This window comes from Achromobacter sp. 01N37, from assembly GCF_056399725.1.
Map to the genome: position 1 here is coordinate 570,385 of NZ_JBFTRX010000005.1, position 15,859 is coordinate 586,243.

General features: G+C 64.1%; 10 protein-coding genes. 6 read left to right on the forward strand and 4 right to left on the reverse strand.

Going from position 1 to position 15,859, the window contains the following annotated elements; genetic code table 11:
* Positions 1 to 148: 148 nt before the first annotated feature.
* Positions 149 to 2,119 carry a BCCT family transporter gene (locus tag AC1DSJ_RS14105; protein ID WP_476760331.1) on the reverse strand — a complete coding sequence of 657 codons (1,971 nt, stop codon included), beginning with the start codon at positions 2,117 to 2,119 and terminating at the stop codon, positions 149 to 151.
* A 125-nt stretch (positions 2,120 to 2,244) separates the two neighbouring features.
* Here AC1DSJ_RS14105 and AC1DSJ_RS14110 point away from each other — a divergent pair, with 125 nt between their 5' ends.
* Positions 2,245 to 2,625 (forward strand): VOC family protein, encoded by a 381-nt coding sequence (locus AC1DSJ_RS14110; protein ID WP_054424185.1) that lies wholly within the window; start codon positions 2,245 to 2,247, stop codon positions 2,623 to 2,625.
* Positions 2,626 to 2,720: 95 nt separating this feature from the next.
* On the opposite strand, the gene AC1DSJ_RS14115 is transcribed toward AC1DSJ_RS14110, so the two are convergent.
* Positions 2,721 to 3,386 (reverse strand): TetR/AcrR family transcriptional regulator, encoded by a 666-nt coding sequence (locus tag AC1DSJ_RS14115; RefSeq protein WP_054424187.1) that lies wholly within the window; start codon positions 3,384 to 3,386, stop codon positions 2,721 to 2,723.
* Positions 3,387 to 3,524: 138 nt separating this feature from the next.
* On the opposite strand from AC1DSJ_RS14115, the gene AC1DSJ_RS14120 reads away from it, so the two are divergent.
* From AC1DSJ_RS14120 to AC1DSJ_RS14140, 5 genes are all read left to right on the forward strand, one after another.
* On the forward strand, positions 3,525 to 4,655 hold the full coding sequence (locus tag AC1DSJ_RS14120) for an efflux RND transporter periplasmic adaptor subunit (RefSeq protein ID WP_254600520.1): 1,131 nt from the start codon (positions 3,525 to 3,527) through the stop codon (positions 4,653 to 4,655).
* Complete coding sequence (locus tag AC1DSJ_RS14125) at positions 4,652 to 7,816, forward strand: efflux RND transporter permease subunit (protein WP_441370618.1); 3,165 nt, start codon at positions 4,652 to 4,654, stop codon at positions 7,814 to 7,816. The genes AC1DSJ_RS14120 and AC1DSJ_RS14125 overlap by 4 nt, the downstream gene beginning before the upstream one ends.
* A 2-nt stretch (positions 7,817 to 7,818) precedes the next feature.
* Entirely contained in the window at positions 7,819 to 9,291 is a 1,473-nt protein-coding gene (locus AC1DSJ_RS14130) for an efflux transporter outer membrane subunit (protein ID WP_441370617.1), read from the forward strand.
* Positions 9,292 to 9,642: 351 nt separating this feature from the next.
* Positions 9,643 to 10,779, forward strand: a complete 1,137-nt coding sequence (locus tag AC1DSJ_RS14135) for a C45 family autoproteolytic acyltransferase/hydolase (protein WP_441370616.1) — start codon at positions 9,643 to 9,645, stop codon at positions 10,777 to 10,779.
* A 35-nt stretch (positions 10,780 to 10,814) separates the two neighbouring features.
* Complete coding sequence (locus tag AC1DSJ_RS14140) at positions 10,815 to 12,377, forward strand: ABC transporter substrate-binding protein (protein ID WP_441370615.1); 1,563 nt, start codon at positions 10,815 to 10,817, stop codon at positions 12,375 to 12,377.
* Between the two features lie 1,035 nt (positions 12,378 to 13,412).
* Here AC1DSJ_RS14140 and AC1DSJ_RS14145 read toward each other — a convergent pair.
* Together AC1DSJ_RS14145 and AC1DSJ_RS14150 are read right to left on the reverse strand one after the other, a co-directional pair.
* Entirely contained in the window at positions 13,413 to 14,966 is a 1,554-nt protein-coding gene (locus AC1DSJ_RS14145; RefSeq protein WP_054424199.1) for an ABC transporter substrate-binding protein, read from the reverse strand.
* A gap of 198 nt (positions 14,967 to 15,164) precedes the next feature.
* Positions 15,165 to 15,785 carry a GntR family transcriptional regulator gene (locus tag AC1DSJ_RS14150; protein ID WP_054424201.1) on the reverse strand — a complete coding sequence of 207 codons (621 nt, stop codon included), beginning with the start codon at positions 15,783 to 15,785 and terminating at the stop codon, positions 15,165 to 15,167.
* Between the last annotated feature and the right edge of the window lie 74 nt (positions 15,786 to 15,859).

Sequence of the window (15,859 nt, forward strand, 5' to 3'; positions counted from 1 at the left end):
TCTTATTTATCCAAGAATAGTCTTGGATAATCCTTGATTCCGGCAATTCCGTCAAAGCGGCTTAATCAATGCAGGAAATAGAGCGGGGCTATCGGGCAAAAAAAAACCGCCCGGGCAAGCGGGCGGTTTCGGGGGAAGGGATGCGGATTCAGGTGCGGACCATGTGCAGGTAATGGCGATGGCGTTCGTACTGGTCCAGGATGTCGCCAATGACCGCGTCGCGGCTCCAGCCCATGATGTCGTAATCCTGCCCGCCTTCGCGCAGATGGACTTCGGCGCGGAAGTACTTGCGCTCTTCTTCGTCGGCCGCCTCTTCGGGCGTCAGGCTGGGACGCACGAAGGCTTCAGGCTGCACGGCGTACGAAAAGTCCAGATGCTCGCCGTGCGAGACCTCGAGGATGGCGCTGCCGTCGTCTTCATTTTCACGGACCACAACGGCGTAGCCTTGCTTGCGCAATTCGTCAGCCACGTCTTCCAGCGCCGGCCGCACCACATCGCTGATGAAGCGCAGCACATGGGAGCGGCGCGGCATCATGACCATGTTGCGCAGGCGGCGCTCCCAAGACTGGCCGCCGCGCGCCGGGCGCGACAAGGTCAGGGATTGATACCGGATGCCGCGCTTGGTCGCGTCCAGCTTCAACGCCTTGAACAGCCCCCATAAAGACAGCAGCAGGATGATGGAGAACGGCAGCGCACTGGCGATGGTGGCTGTCTGCAAGGCGGTCAAGCCATCGGCCAGCAACAGTGCGATGGCCACCGCCCCCATCAGCACCGACCAGAAAATGCGCTGCCACACGGGCGTGCGGTCCGATCCGCCAGAGGCCAGCAGGTCTACCACCAGCGCGCCTGAGTCGGCCGACGTGACAAAGAACACCGCCACCATCRCAATCGCAACCATCGACAACACGCCGCTCCATGGCAGCTGCTCAAGAAAGGCGAACAGCGCTAGCGATGAGTCGGCTTCGACGACCTCGGCAAACCCTTGCACCTTGTCCACCAGGATCATGTGAATCGCCGTGTCGCCAAACACCGTCATCCAGAACAGGGTGAAGCCGGCCGGCACCAGCAGCACGCCGGTGACGAATTCGCGGATGGTGCGCCCACGCGAAATGCGCGCGATGAACAGGCCCACAAAGGGCGACCACGCAATCCACCAGCCCCAATAAAAGAGCGTCCAGCCGCCGATCCAGTCGGTGGGCTCGTAGGCATACAGGTTGAAGGTCTTGTTGACGATGTCAGACAGGTACGCGCCGGTGTTCTGCACAAAGGTCTGGAACAGGAACACGGTGGGGCCCACGACCAGCACAAACAGCAGCAGCACGGCCGCCAGCACCAGATTGGTTTCGGACAGGATGCGGATGCCCTTGTCCAGGCCGCTGGCGACCGACAGCGTGGCCAGCCCGCAGGTGACGATGACCAGGATGATCTGCGTCGTCACCCCAACCGGAATGCCGAACAGATGATTCAAGCCGCTGTTGATCTGCGCCACGCCCAGGCCCAGCGACGTCGCCACGCCCAGCACGGTGCCGATGATGGCGAAGATGTCGACGGCGTGTCCGATCGGCCCATGGATGCGGTTGCCAATCAGCGGATACAACGCGGAACGCAGCGTCAGCGGCAGCCCGTGGCGATAGCTGAAGAACGCCAGGATCAGCGCGACCACCGCGTAGATCGCCCACGCGTGCAGGCCCCAATGGAAGAACGTGATCTTCATGGCTTCGCGCGCGGCGATGGCGGTGCCGCCCTCGCCTACCGGCGGCGACATGAAGTGCATAACGGGTTCAGCCACGCCGAAGAACATCAGGCCAATGCCCATGCCGGCGGAAAACAGCATCGCGAACCACGTGAAATTGCGATAGTCGGGTTCGCTGTGATCCGGCCCGAGCTTGATGTCGCCGTACCGGCTGACCGCCAGGAACACCACGGCCAACAAGATGATCGCCACGACCAGAATGTAGAACCAGCTGGCGTTGCCTAGAATCCAGCCTTGCATGGATTCGAACAGGCTCTGCGCCGACTTGGGCGCAAGAATTGCAAACCCCACGAGCAGCAGCGTGAAGATGGCGGCCGGAAAAAATACAGGCCGATTGATGGTCGATGGCCGGGTTTCTGAAGACATGCAGCCTCTCCTTTCGCCCAAGGGTTGAGAATTGCGGCGCAGGCCCCCCTTAGTCTGGCTGCACGCCGCAGGTATTACTATCACGGCCACCGCACAGCTGACAATCTGATTACGTGGAGATGCGCATGATCGATCACCTGGACCATCTGGTTTTGACCTGCACCGACCCCGAAGCCACGGTGGATTTCTATACCCGCATCCTGGGCATGCGGCTGGAAACCTTCGGCGCAGGCCGCCAGGCGCTGCGCTTTGGCAATCAGAAGATCAACCTGCACGTGCGCGGGCACGAGTTCGAGCCCAAGGCSCACCTGCCGGTSCCKGGCGCGCTGGACTTGTGCTTTATCGCTGACCGGCCGCTGGATGACGTGATTACGCAGTTGAATCAGGCGGGCGCGACGATCATCGAAGGCCCGGTTGCGCGCACGGGCGCCACGGGGAAGATCCGCTCGGTGTATTTGCGGGACCCGGACCTGAACCTGATTGAGATTTCGGAATTGCTGGGCTAGACGCCTAGGCCGGCATTATTGGCGGCGCGCTGTTGGCGGGCGCTGTCGGCCGGCGTTATTGGCCGGCGCTTTTGGCGGCGCGCTGTCGGCCGGCGTTATTGGCCAGCGCCATTAGCGGGTTTGGGCAATGCCGGCGGCGCGTCAGGCGCCGGGTCGCCGAACACGACGCGGCGGAAGAATCCCGCCAGCACCGCCTCGGTCATTTCCAGGCTGACGCCTTGCGGATCAAAGGCATAGCTGAACTGCATGCCGTCCGATAGCGCCAGCAGACCCACTGCCAATTGCTCAGCGGGCAGCGGCAGCGGCGTGCCCACATGGGCGGAAAACTGACGCACGTACTCGGTGGTGGCGGCGCGAAGTTCGCGCAGGCAGTCGGTAAAGCCCACGCGGAATTCCGGGTCGCGCGCCGCTTGCAGCTTGCCTTCCATCCAGAGCAAAAAACAGTCGTTTTCGCGATGGTGCGTGCTGTAGTACGCCAGCACGCGCGCTTCCATCTCGGGCCGCGATTCGCCGTCTTCGAAGATGGCGCGCATATCGCCCATCACTTTTTCGTGATCGCGCCGGAGCAATTGCAGGAACAGTTCGGACTTGCTGCCGAAGTTGGAATAGAAGGCCCCGCGTGTATAGCCCGCCAGTTCGGCGATGTCTTCGACGCTGGCGGCCACAAAGCCCTTGCTGAGAAAAACCGATTGCGCAGCGTCGAGCAGGCGCTGGCGCGTCTGGTCTCGGCTTTGCTCGCGGGTAAGGCGGATTTTCGACATGGCGCGAGTTTAGCACTGGCTCACATTTCAAATACATGGTTGTATCCGAATACATAACCGCATTAGAATCCAGGCCGTATTGAGTCTGACTTGCGTTGGCTCTTCCTTCTATTGCCTTCCCGCGCCGCGAGGTGTTTCGTGAATTGTTCTACTTCCAAGCCCGGCTGGACGCGCCGTCTGGCGCTGCCCGCCGCGTTGGCTTTGGCATTGGCCGTTTCCGCCTGCGGCCGCAACGAAGCGCCCCCGCCCGCGCCCCGGCCCGTCGTCGCCATGCCCGCCAAAGCCGATGAACGCCTGCCGGCCTGGACCTTGCCCGGCGAAGTGCAGGCGCGCTACAGCACGCCCCTGTCGTTCCGCGTGGGCGGCAAGATCACCGAACGGCTCGTCCGGCTGGGCGACACCGTCACGCCGGGGCAAGTCGTGGCCAAGCTGGACCCGGCCGACGCCACCAAGAACGCCGCCGCCGCGAAGGCGCAATTAAGCGCTGCGCAGCATCAGCTGGAATACGCCCGCCAACAACTGGACCGCGACCGCGCCCAGGCGCGCGAAAACCTGATCGCGGCAAACCAGCTGGAGCAGACCCGCAACGCCTACGCCTCGGCGCTGGCGCAGCGCGACCAGGCGGCGCAAGAGGCCGCGCTATCCGCCGACCAGCTGAAATACACCACGCTGCATGCCGACCACGCCGGCCTGATCACGGCCGAACAAGCCGACACGGGCCAGAACGTGGCCGCCGGCACGCCCGTCTATCAATTGGCCTGGTCGGGTGACATTGACGCTATTTGCGACGTGCCCGAAAGCGTGCTGGCGGGGCTTGCCGTTGGCCAACGCGCCAGCGTCACGCTGGGCCCGCTGCGTGGCAAGACCTTCACCGCCGTGCTGCGGGAAATCGCCCCCGCAGCGGACCCGCAAAGCCGCACCTACCGCGTCAAGCTCACGCTGGAATCGCCGTCGCCGGACGTGCGGCTGGGCATGACGGCCAACATCAGTTTCGACAACCGCAGCGCCGCCGACGTTGAGACCTATACCGTGCCGGCCACCGCCTTGTTCCATGACGCCAAGGACCCGGCCGTCTGGGTCGTCAAGCCCGAGGCCAACACGCTGGAACTGCGCCGCGTAGAAGTCCTGCGCTATGACGCGCGCACCGTCACGCTGTCCGGTGGCGTCAAGGCCGGCGAACGCGTGGTCTGGCAAGGCGTGCACACCGTGTCGGCGGGCGAAAAGGTTCGGCCCGTGGCGCCGCTGCACCCCGAGGACTTCGCGTCATGAGCGCCGCGGATCAAGGTCCGGGCCAGCACCACGACGAAGGCAAGTTCAACCTGTCGGCGTGGGCGCTGCGGCACCAGCCGCTGGTGATCTTCATCATCACGTTGGTGACGCTGTTCGGCGTGCTGTCGTATTCCAAGCTGGCGCAATCGGAAGACCCGCCCTTCACCTTCCGCGTCATGGTGGTGAAGACGCTGTGGCCCGGCGCCACCGCGCAACAGGTGCAAGAGCAGGTCACCGACCGCATCGGCAAGAAGCTGCAGGAAACCGCCAACACGGATTTCCTGCGCAGCTATTCGCGGCCGGGCGAGTCGCTGATCTTCTACACCATGAAAGATTCGGCGCCGGCCAGCACCGTGGCCGAGCAGTGGTATCAAATCCGCAAAAAGGTGGGCGACATCCAGGCCACCTTGCCGCAAGGCGTGCAAGGCCCGTTCTTCAATGACGAATTCGGCGACGTCTACACCAACATCTACACCTTGCACGGCGACGGTTTTTCGCCAGCGCAGCTGCATGACTACGCGGACAAGCTGCGCACCGTGCTGCTGCGCGTGCCGGGCGTGGCCAAGGTTGATTACTTCGCCGATCAGGCCGAGCACCTCTACATTGAAATTTCCAATACGCAGCTGACCGGGCTGGACGTGACGCCGCAGCAGATTGCGCAGGCGATCAACACGCAGAACGCCGTGTCCGCCGCTGGCACGCTGACCACCGCCGACGACCGCATCTTCGTGCGTCCCACCGGGCAATATGAAAACAGCCGCGCGCTGGCGGATACCTTGATCCGCGTGAACGGCAAGTCGATCCGGCTGGGCGATATTGCAACGATCCACCGTGGCTATGAAGACCCGCCCGTGGACCAGATGCGCGTCGGCGGCAAGCCCGTGCTGGGCATCGGCATCACCATGCAGCCGGGCCAGGACGTGGTGCGGCTGGGCAAGTCATTGGGCACGACCTTCGGAAAACTGAAGGCGCAATTGCCGGCAGGGCTCACGCTGACGGAAGTGTCCAGCATGCCGCAGGCGGTATCGCATTCGGTGGATGACTTCCTGCGTTCCGTGGCCGAAGCGGTTGCCATCGTGCTGATCGTGAGCTTGGTGTCGTTGGGCTTGCGCACCGGCATGGTGGTGGTGATTTCCATTCCCGTGGTGCTGGCCGTCACGGCGCTGTTCATGGATATGTTCGGCATCGGCTTGCACAAGGTGTCGCTGGGCACCTTGGTGCTGGCGCTGGGCCTGCTGGTGGACGACGCCATCATCGCCGTGGAAATGATGTCGGTGAAGCTGGAACAAGGATGGAGCCGCGCCCGCGCGGCGGCCTACGCCTACACCAGCACCGCCTTCCCCATGCTGACCGGCACGCTCGTCACCGTGGCGGGTTTCCTGCCGATTGCGCTGGCCAAGTCCAGCACCGGGGAATACACGCGTTCCATTTTCCAGGTGTCGGCCATTGCGCTGATCACGTCCTGGTTTGCCGCCGTGGTGTTGATCCCGCTGCTGGGTTACCGCCTGCTGCCCGAACGCAAGCGCGAAGCGCATCTGCCCGACGACCACGAACACGATATCTACAACACCCGGTTCTATCAGCGCCTGCGCGGCTGGGTGTCGTGGTGCGTGGACCGCCGGTACTGGGTGCTGGCGGGCACGGTGCTGATCTTTGTCGTGTCGATGGCTGGATTCAAGCTGGTGCCGCAACAATTCTTCCCCAGCTCGGACCGCACCGAGCTGCTGGTGGATGTGCGCTTGCAGGAAGGCGCGTCGTTTGCCGCCACGCTGCGTCAGGTGGAACGCCTGGAGAAGGCGCTGGAAGGCCGGCCCGAGATCGATCATTCGGTCAGCTTCGTTGGCACCGGTGCACCGCGCTTTTATCTGCCGCTGGACCAGCAACTGGCCACGCCGAACTTTGCACAACTGGTCATCACCGCCCATTCGGTGGAAGACCGCGAAAAGCTTGCGCAGTGGCTCACGCCGATGCTGCGCGAGCAGTTCCCGGCCGTGCGCACCCGCTTGTCGCGCCTGGAAAACGGGCCGCCCGTTGGCTATCAGGTGCAGTTCCGCGTCAGCGGCGACAAGATCTCGGACGTGCGCGCGGTGGCGGAGAAAGTGGCCGCCGAAGTCCGCGCCGATACCCGCTCGGTGAACGTGCAGTTCGACTGGGATGAACCTTCTGAGCGCTCGGTGCGCTTTGAGATCGACCAGCAGAAGGCGCGCGAGCAAGGCATCAGCACCCGCGACATCTCGGATTTCCTGGCGATGACGCTGTCGGGCTACACCGTGACGCAGTACCGCGAGCGCGACAAGCTGATCAACGTCAGCCTGCGCGCGCCGCAAAACGAACGCATCGACCCCGCACGCGTGGCGACGCTGTCCATGCCCACGGCCAACGGCCCGGTGCCGCTGGGCAGCCTGGGGCACGTGCGCTATGGCCTGGAGTACGGCGTCATCTGGGAACGCGACCGCCAGCCGACCATCACGGTGCAGGCGGACGTGACCAGCGGCGCGCAAGGCATCGACGTCACGCACGCCATCGACAAGAAGTTGAACGCCCTTCGCGCCGAATTGCCGGTGGGGTACCGCATTGAAGTCGGCGGCCCGGTGGAAGAAAGCGCCAAGGGCCAGGCGTCGATCAACGCGCAGATGCCGTTGATGGCCGTGGCGGTGCTGACCTTGCTGATGGTGCAGCTGCAAAGCTTCGCCCGCGTGATGATGGTGGTGCTGACCGCACCGCTGGGCCTGATCGGGGTGGTGGCTGCGCTGCTGCTGTTTGGCAAACCGTTCGGCTTTGTCGCCATGCTGGGGGTGATTGCGATGTTCGGCATCATCATGCGCAACTCGGTGATTCTGGTGGACCAGATCGAGCAAGACATCCTGAACGGCCACAAGCGCGTGGACGCGATTGTGGGCGCCACGGCGCGGCGGTTCCGCCCCATCGTGCTGACGGCTGCCGCCGCCGTGCTGGCGCTGATTCCGCTGTTGCGCAGCAACTTCTTTGGCCCCATGGCCACCGCACTGATGGGCGGCATCACCAGCGCCACGGTGCTGACGCTGTTCTTCCTGCCCGCGCTGTATGCCGCCTGGTTCCGCGTGCGCCATGACGAGCGCGACGAACCCGAAGGCGTGCCGCCCGGCGCCAACGCTGGCGACACGCTGGAACGAGGAGCCTGATGATGAAGACCCCTCCAATTCGCGCAGCAAAGCTGCCGCTGGTATTGCCCCTGCTGCTGGCGCTAAGCGCTTGCGCGTTCGCCCCCGACAGCAAACCGCCTGCGGTAGCGTCCCCCGCCCAGTACGGCGCGCAAGCCACGCCCGAGGCCAGCGCGTCGGCAGGCGGCGTGGCGCAACGCTTTGAGCGCGGCGCGCGGCCCGTGCCCGAATGGTGGAAGCGCTATGGCTCTGATGCGCTGAATGCGCTGGTGGAGGAAGGCCTGGCCAACAGCCCCAACCTGGCGGCGGCCGAACACAATCTGGCGGGCGCGCGCGAACAGTTGCGCGGGCAGGTGAATTCGTCGCTGCTGCCGTCGGTGGATGCGGGCGCGAACGCCACGCGCAATCGCGCGCTGACCATGCCCAACCTGCCGCAGCCCACCGCGCTTTACAACGTGTTCACCGGCCAGATCCAGGCCAGCTATGACCTGGACTTGTTCGGCGCGGCGCGCTTTGCCAATGCGTCGCTGGCGGCGCAGGTGGAGCAGCAGGCATTCCAGCTGGAGTCCGCACGGCGCTCGCTGGCCGGCAACATCGTCACAGGCGCCATCACCTCGGCGTCGCTTGCCGAACGCGTGGCGCTGACGGAAAAGCAGGTGGTGCTGTTGCGGCAGGTGGCGCGTGATACCCAACGGCGGTACGAATTGGGGTCCGCCTCGCAAAACGATGCGCTGAGCGCCGACCAGGATGCCGCCACGCTTGAGGCATCGCTGCCCGGCTTGCGTGCGCAATGGCAAGCCACACGCCATGCGCTGGCCGTGCTGCTGGGCCGCAGCCCCGATCAGGCGCCGGACGATCTGCCCTTCAGCATGCTGGCCGTGCCGGCGCAGGTGCCGGTAGTCGTGCCGTCTGAATTGCTGGCCTCGCGCCCGGACGTGCTGGTCGCCGACGCCGTGGTGCAGGCGGCCGCGGCCGATGTGGGCGTGGCCACCGCGCAGCTGTTTCCCAGCCTGTCGCTGTCAGCCTCGATGGGCAAAGGGGGCTTCAGCTGGCCCGCTGCGCTATCGGGCGCGGGCTCGATCTGGGCGATCGGCGCATCGCTCACCCAGCCCATCTTCCATGGCGGCGCGTTGCTGGCGGAACGGCGCGCGGCGAAGGAACGCTACGAGGCCTCGGTGCTGCAATACAAGCAGACCGTGCTGACCGCGTTCAAGGATGTGGCCGACACCCTGGCCCGGCTGGATGCCGACGGGCAAGCGCTGGCGTCAGCCGAATCGTCGCGGCGCGCGGCCGAGCAGACGTATCGCAACACGGCCAGCCGCGTGCGCCTGGGCGCGCTGGCGCCCTACACCGAGTACGCGGCGGAACAGCATTACGTGGCGGCGCGCTTGCGCGAACTGCAATACGCCAATGCGCGCCTGACCGAAACGGCGGCGCTGTTCCAGGCCATGGGGTCGCCCACCCGTGCGCCGGAGGTGGCCGCGCAGCAGCCCTGACGCGCCCTTATCGATCCATCGGCTGGAACACAGGCCCCCGCGCTTACGGTGCGGGGGCCTGTTCTTTGATGCCTGTTCTTTGATGCCTGTTCTTTGATGCCTGCGCTTTGATGCCTGCGCTTTGATGCGTGAGGCCAGGCCCAGAGATTCGATGCGGCGGGCGGCCGACTGCAATAGCGCCGTGGTCTAGTCTTGCGCGGTGGTATTGAGGCCCATTGCCAGGGGCTGAAGTGGGGAGCGGCAGTCGCATCTGGGTAAACCCTGAGCAATATTGGCGCCAAAATAAGCTAACATTTTTGAAAGTTTGACTCCTCTTCCGACTACACGGCGCGCGGCGCCGCTTTCCCGTCCATGACCCAGATCACGCAATTCCCCTTCGTATCGGTTTCCGGCACGCCCGAAGCCCGCGGCCGTTCCTATGGCCAGCAAGCCGCCGACCGCGTGCGCAAGAGCGCAGCGATGTATGGCCAGACGCTRGTCGACCTGGGTTACGACGCCATGGCGCGCACCCAGCTGATCGCCCACTTCGCCCGCGAGATCGAAAACTTCGCGCCGCACTATCTGGAAGAAATGCGCGGCATCGCGGCCGGCGCCGACGTGCCGTTTGAAGACATCGTGATGGTGAACGCCCGCACCGAAGTCGTCGCCAAGGCCCGCGCCGAAAAGAAAAAGGCCGCCGAGCTGGAACCTGGCGACGGCTGCACCGGCGCCCTGATCCTGCCCACGCGTTCGGCCAACGGCAACCTGATCCATGGCCAGAACTGGGACTGGCGCGCCGAGTGCGCCGAGACTGCCATCGTGCTGCGCGTGCGCAACGACAACGGCCCGGACATCCTGACGTTTGTGGAAGCCGGCGGCTTGGCCCGCAGCGGCTTGAACAGCGCGGGCGTGTCCATCACCGCCAACTACCTGGAGTCTGACCGCGACTTCCGCCAACTGGGCGTGCCGCTGTCGCTGATCCGCCGCAAGGTACTTGAGCAGCAGCATTTCGCGCTGGCCATCAAGGCGGTCGCCACGACGCCCAAGTCCTGCTCGAACAACATCATGCTGGGCATGGCCGCGGGCTTTGGCGTGGACTACGAGTGCACCACCGACGAAGCCTTCCCGATCTACCCGGGCAACGACGACCTGATCGTGCACGCGAACCACTGGGTCAGTGACGTGGCGTTGAGCAAGCTGCGCGATACTGGGCGGGCCAGCACGCCGGAAAGCGCCTACCGCGACTGGCGCGTGCGCCGCCTGCTGAACGAGAAAACGCAGCTGACGCGCGAGGACTTGAAACATGCGCTGTTCGACGACTTCGGTGCCCCCTATTCCGTCTGCCGCCCGCCGCGTCCCGGCAGCCACGACAATCTGTCGGCCACGGTTGCCATGGTCGTGATGGAACCCGCCGCCGGTTTGATGGAAGTGGCGCCGCTGCCCGCACTGAACCGCACGTTCACGCGCTACAGCCTGACCGCCGAACCTGAACTGCTGACCGCCGCCTGATCGGCACCGCGTCCGCGCAACCCAAGGAAGTATCAATGAAAGTCCATCAATTGAGCGCCGCGGTTGCGCTGGCGCTTGCCGGCATGGCCGGCGCGGCTATTGCACAATCGGCCCCGCCGCTGCGCATTTCGCTTACTGCCGACATCCGCTCGACCGAGCCCGGAGTCAACCGCGACAGCAACAGCGACGCGGTGGTGCTGCACATTGTGGAAGGGCTGGTTGCCTATGGCGAAGACGCCGAAGTGCGCCCGCTGCTGGCGAAGTCCATCGACATCAGCGCAGACGGCAAGACCTACACGTTCACGCTGCGCGACGGCATCAAGTTCCACAACGGCAAGCCCATGACCTCCGCCGACGTCCTGTGGACGTGGCAACACTACACCGGCGCCAACTCCGGCTGGCGTTGCGCCAGTGAGTTCGATGGCCGCGGCACGGTCAAGGTCACCGGCGTGGAAGCGCCTGATGCGCACACGGTCGTGTATCACCTGGAAAAACCCAGCAGCCTGTTCCTGGCGTCGTTGGCACGCACGGATTGCGGCGGCACGGGCATTCTGTCCAAGGATTCCGTGGGCGCGGACGGTGCGTGGATCAAACCCATCGGCACCGGCCCGTTTGAACTGGCCGAGTGGAAACGCGGCGAATACATCCGCCTGACGAAGTTCGCGGGTTACTCCAACCTGGACGGCAAGCGCGACGGCTACACCGGGTCCAAGCGCCCGTTGGTGGATGAAGTGCGCTTCATGATCGTGCCGGACGACTCCACCGCAAAGGCGGCGTTGCAGCGCGGAAACATCGACATCATCGAAGACGTCTCGAACAACGACGTGCCGGTGTTGCAAGGCACGCCGAACGTGAAGGTGGCGTATGCGCCGGTGATGAGCATGACGGCGCTGTTGCTGCAAACGAAAGACCCGGTGCTGTCGAGTCCGAAGATGCGCCAGGCCCTGGCCCACGCGATCGACTACAAGCAGCTGGCTGCGGCCGTCACCGAAGGCCTGGCGCAACCCAACAATTCCATCGTGCCGCTGGTGTCGCCCTACCATGACGCGGCGCAGAAGCAGGGCTGGGAGTACGACCCTGCCCGCACGCAGGCGTTGCTGAAGGAAGCGGGCTACAAGGGCCAGGCGCTGACGATCCTGACAACGAAGCGCTACCCGCAGTCGTATAACTCGGCGGTGATTGTGCAGGCGATGCTGCAATCGGTGGGGATCAATGCGCAGTTGTCGGTGGTGGAATGGGCGACGCAGCTGGACCGCTATAACGCGGGCACTTACCAGATGATGACGTTCCCCTATTCCGCCCGCCTGGACGCGGCGCTGAATTACGAGATGGTGACGGGCGACAAGACCAAGCAGCCGCGCAAGATCTGGGATAGCGCGGAAGCGTTGAAGCTGTTGGAAGCGGCGTCCGTCGATACGGATCATGCGAAGCGGCAGGCGTCGTTTGATCAGCTGCATAAGCTGTTCCTGGCGGACGTGCCGAGTATTCCGCTTTATAACGGGCTGGATATCGGGGCTTATCGAAGCGACGTGAAGGGATATCAGCCGTGGGCGGTGAAGAAGCCGCGGGCGTGGGAGGTGGAACGGGTCGGGGGGTGAGGTTTTGCTGGGGTGGCAGTTTGCTGGGATGTTGCTTTGGGGAATGTTGCTTTGGGGAATGTTGCTTTGGGAAGGCGATGCAGTTCTGGCGGCTAGGCCGTTGATCTTTGTAGGTCGCCCATCGTCGCAGTGGCCCTGACTGCGCGCGCCCACGATTGCGGTCCGGAGCCTTCGCTCCGGACTTCCCCTTCGTCATCTTCGTCACCCGCCTTCGGCGGGTTCCTTCAGATTCCCTCGGGCGCATCGAGGTTGCACGCAGTCAGGGCCACCGCGCCGACGGGCTGCCGTTGTCTTGGGTCGTTGCGCTGCTAGGGTGTGCCTTAGTCACGAGTGCTGCGGGGCCCGCCGAGTGGCGGCCGCGCGGGCGGCCTTACTCGGCTTACGCGTTTGTGGGCGTTTGGGCGGTGGCCGCTTTCGCGAATTTGTAGAGCTGGTTGCTAAGGGGCCCCCCGCCGCTTTTGGGGGGGAGAAAGGTGGCGCGCAGCGCGCACTGTCTTGCGCATGCCGACCCATTGCGCGCCACGCACCGGGGTTCAAGTGCCGGCCGTCATTCGTAGGATGGGAAATGACACCGCACTTGGGTTCAAGTGCGGTCATCATGCGTGGGGGAATGATGAATTTTGTGCTGCCAATCATCCCAAGACGCGCGCAAAAAAAACTGAACAACGCAGCCACACGCGAAGCGCACACCGCGACGGCGCTCCGCCGCGCGTAAGCTCCACAAAGCCGCCCGCGCGGCCGGCATGGAGCGGGCCCCGCAAGATCATTCCCACCACTCCGCCGGCGAGTAGAACCCTAAGAACACCACTCGCCCCCGCTGACGTCGCATTCAACTGACGCAGCCTGTGGGGTCGGTGGCCTGGGGTGGGCGGGGCGTCGATAAGCCCAACGGAATCCGTAGGGAGCCGAAGGCGTACGAGGATGAGGCAGGGGCAGTCCGGAGCGAAGGCTCCGGACCGCAATCGTTGCCCCGCGCACCCCAGGCCACCGACCCCACAGGCGTCAACAGAACCCACTCAAACAAAAGCAAAAAACCTACCGAACCTCAGTCTCCCAAACTCTCGGCTTCCCCTCCCACACCGAAAAGCCCTTCACTCGCTTATTACTCGCCCACGCATCTGCGCCGTTGTACAGCATCAGCATCGGCGCCTGTTCCAGCATCAACGCGTGCAGTTGATCAAACAGCGCCTGACGCTTCACCGGGTCTGACTCCAGGAAGCTTTCATCGATCAGCTTCTGCGCGGCGGGATCATCCCAGACCTTGCGCGGCTGCTTTTCCTTGTCGCCAGAAAACTGTTCAAAGCTCAGCGACGGGTCCAGGCGGGACGAGAAGGAGAACGAGCTGATCTGGTACTTGCCAGTGTTGTAGCGGTCCAGCTGGGTCGCCCATTCCAGCACTTCGATCTTCGCGTTGATGCCCACCGACTGCATCATCGCCTGCGCAATCACGGCGACCTGGTAGCTCGGCACATGCGCGCGCTTGTTTGCGTAGATGACGATGGGTTCGCCCTTGTAGCCCGCTTCCTTCAGCAACTGCTGCGCGCGCGCCGGATCGTACTTGTAGCCGCGCTTTTCGGCGTCTTTGTAATAGGCCGATCCCGCGTGGACGGCGGAGTTGTTCAGCTGACCCAGGCCCTCGGACGCAGCGGCCACGACTTGCGGGATGTCCAATGCCGCCGCGATGGCCTGGCGCACCTTCACGTTCTTCAGCACCGGGTCTTGCGTCTGGAACAGCAACACGTGCTTGACGGCGTCATGCGGGCTGAAGACGGTCAGGTTCTTGGCGCTTTTCAGTTCGCCCACATCCGTGTTGGTGATCTGGCTGGCGTCGATTGCGCCCGACATCAGGCCGGCCTTGGACGTTGACGGGTCCGGCACCACCAGGAACTTCACCTCGTCCACCAGCGGGCGCTTCGAGCCCACGTAACCGTCCGGCTTGTCGCCTTCGGGTGACACGTAATCCTTGAACGCCGACAGCAGCGTGTACTCGCCACGCTTCCAGTCCTTGAACTGGAACGGGCCGGTGCCGATCGGCTTGATCCACGAACCGTCTGCCGCCACCGACTCCTTGGCGATGATGGCGGTCATTCCGCAGTCGGTGCGCGCCAGCGAATCCAGGAACACCGCCGACTTGCGGTCCACCTTCATCACCACGGTCTTGGCATCCGGCGCCGACACGTCGGTCACCTTCAGGCCATTGCGCCCGTCGAAGTCGCTGCGGCAACGCCAATCGGTTTTTGGGTCCATGTAGCGCTGCCAGTTCCACAGCACATCGGCGGACGTCAGCGTGGCGCCGTTGTGGAACTTCACGCCGTCGCGCAGTGTGAAGGTGTAGGTCAGGCCGTCGTCCGACAAGGCAACCGACTTGGCCAGCAAGGGGCCAACCGTGCCGTTCTCACGGTAGCCGACCAGGCCTTCGACGATATTGAGCACCACGCCGTCGGTTGTGTTGTCGCGGTTGACGCCGGGGTTGGTCGAGCGGATGTCGGCCGGTTGGGCCACCGTCAACACCGCGGCATGAACCGGCGCAGCGACGGCGGCAAGCGCCAGGGAGAGCGCAAGCGCTCTGGGAACAAAGTGGTGGTGCATGTAAAGACTCCCCGGCGTGCGGCGCAGATTCCACGCGTATATTGGCGCCAAAATAAGCTGCTAATTATGGCGGCTCCACCGGCAGCCGCCATACGGGGTATCCCTGAAACCCACGCACAAATGCATCGCGGCGGCCTCTTTGCAGAAGGCCGCCGCGCAGGCGATGTGAATCGCGAGATCAGAACATCAGCGTCAATGTCAGGAAATGTCTTGCCCAACGTGTTGCGCGATGATTTTTTGCAGCTGCTTCACATCGCGCGCTTCCAGCGCATCGACCATGTCGAAGTGTTCGCGCGCCGAAATCTCGATGCGGGACCGAGTCACCCATTCCTTGGCCGGGGCCGCCGGGCCGCGCGCACGCATTTCCTGGATCAGCGCCGCCAGCTCGCGGTTGCCGCACAGGTCGTACATGCTTGCGTGAAAGGCCAGATTGACCTCGTATTGCTCCAGCAAGGTGCCGTCTTGCAGCAGCTTGACGAAACGTTCCGCCAACGTGCGTAGCGCACGGACCTTGGCCGCCGTAACGTTGGGCATCAGGTCAGCCGCCGCGCCCGTTTCAAGCAGGATGCGGATATCCCGGATCTGCAAATGCTGATCCGGGTCCATCGCGTACACGTGATAGCCCCGGTTCGGAATGTGCGCAATCAGCCGCTTGGCGGCCAACTGGTCTAGCGCCCGCCTGACGTCCAGACGCTTGGCGTCGTAGCGCTCTTGCAGGTCGATCTGTTTCAACCAGGCGCCGGGACCATACACGCCCGACTGAATATCATGGGCAATGCGGTCAACCAGGCCAGGTTGCGTCGCTGCCGGTTTCGGCATGGACCACTCCCATCAATCAATTCCAAAGCGCGTATTTTAGGCATAACTTCCTGCGCCGAATGCAGGGGGTTCCC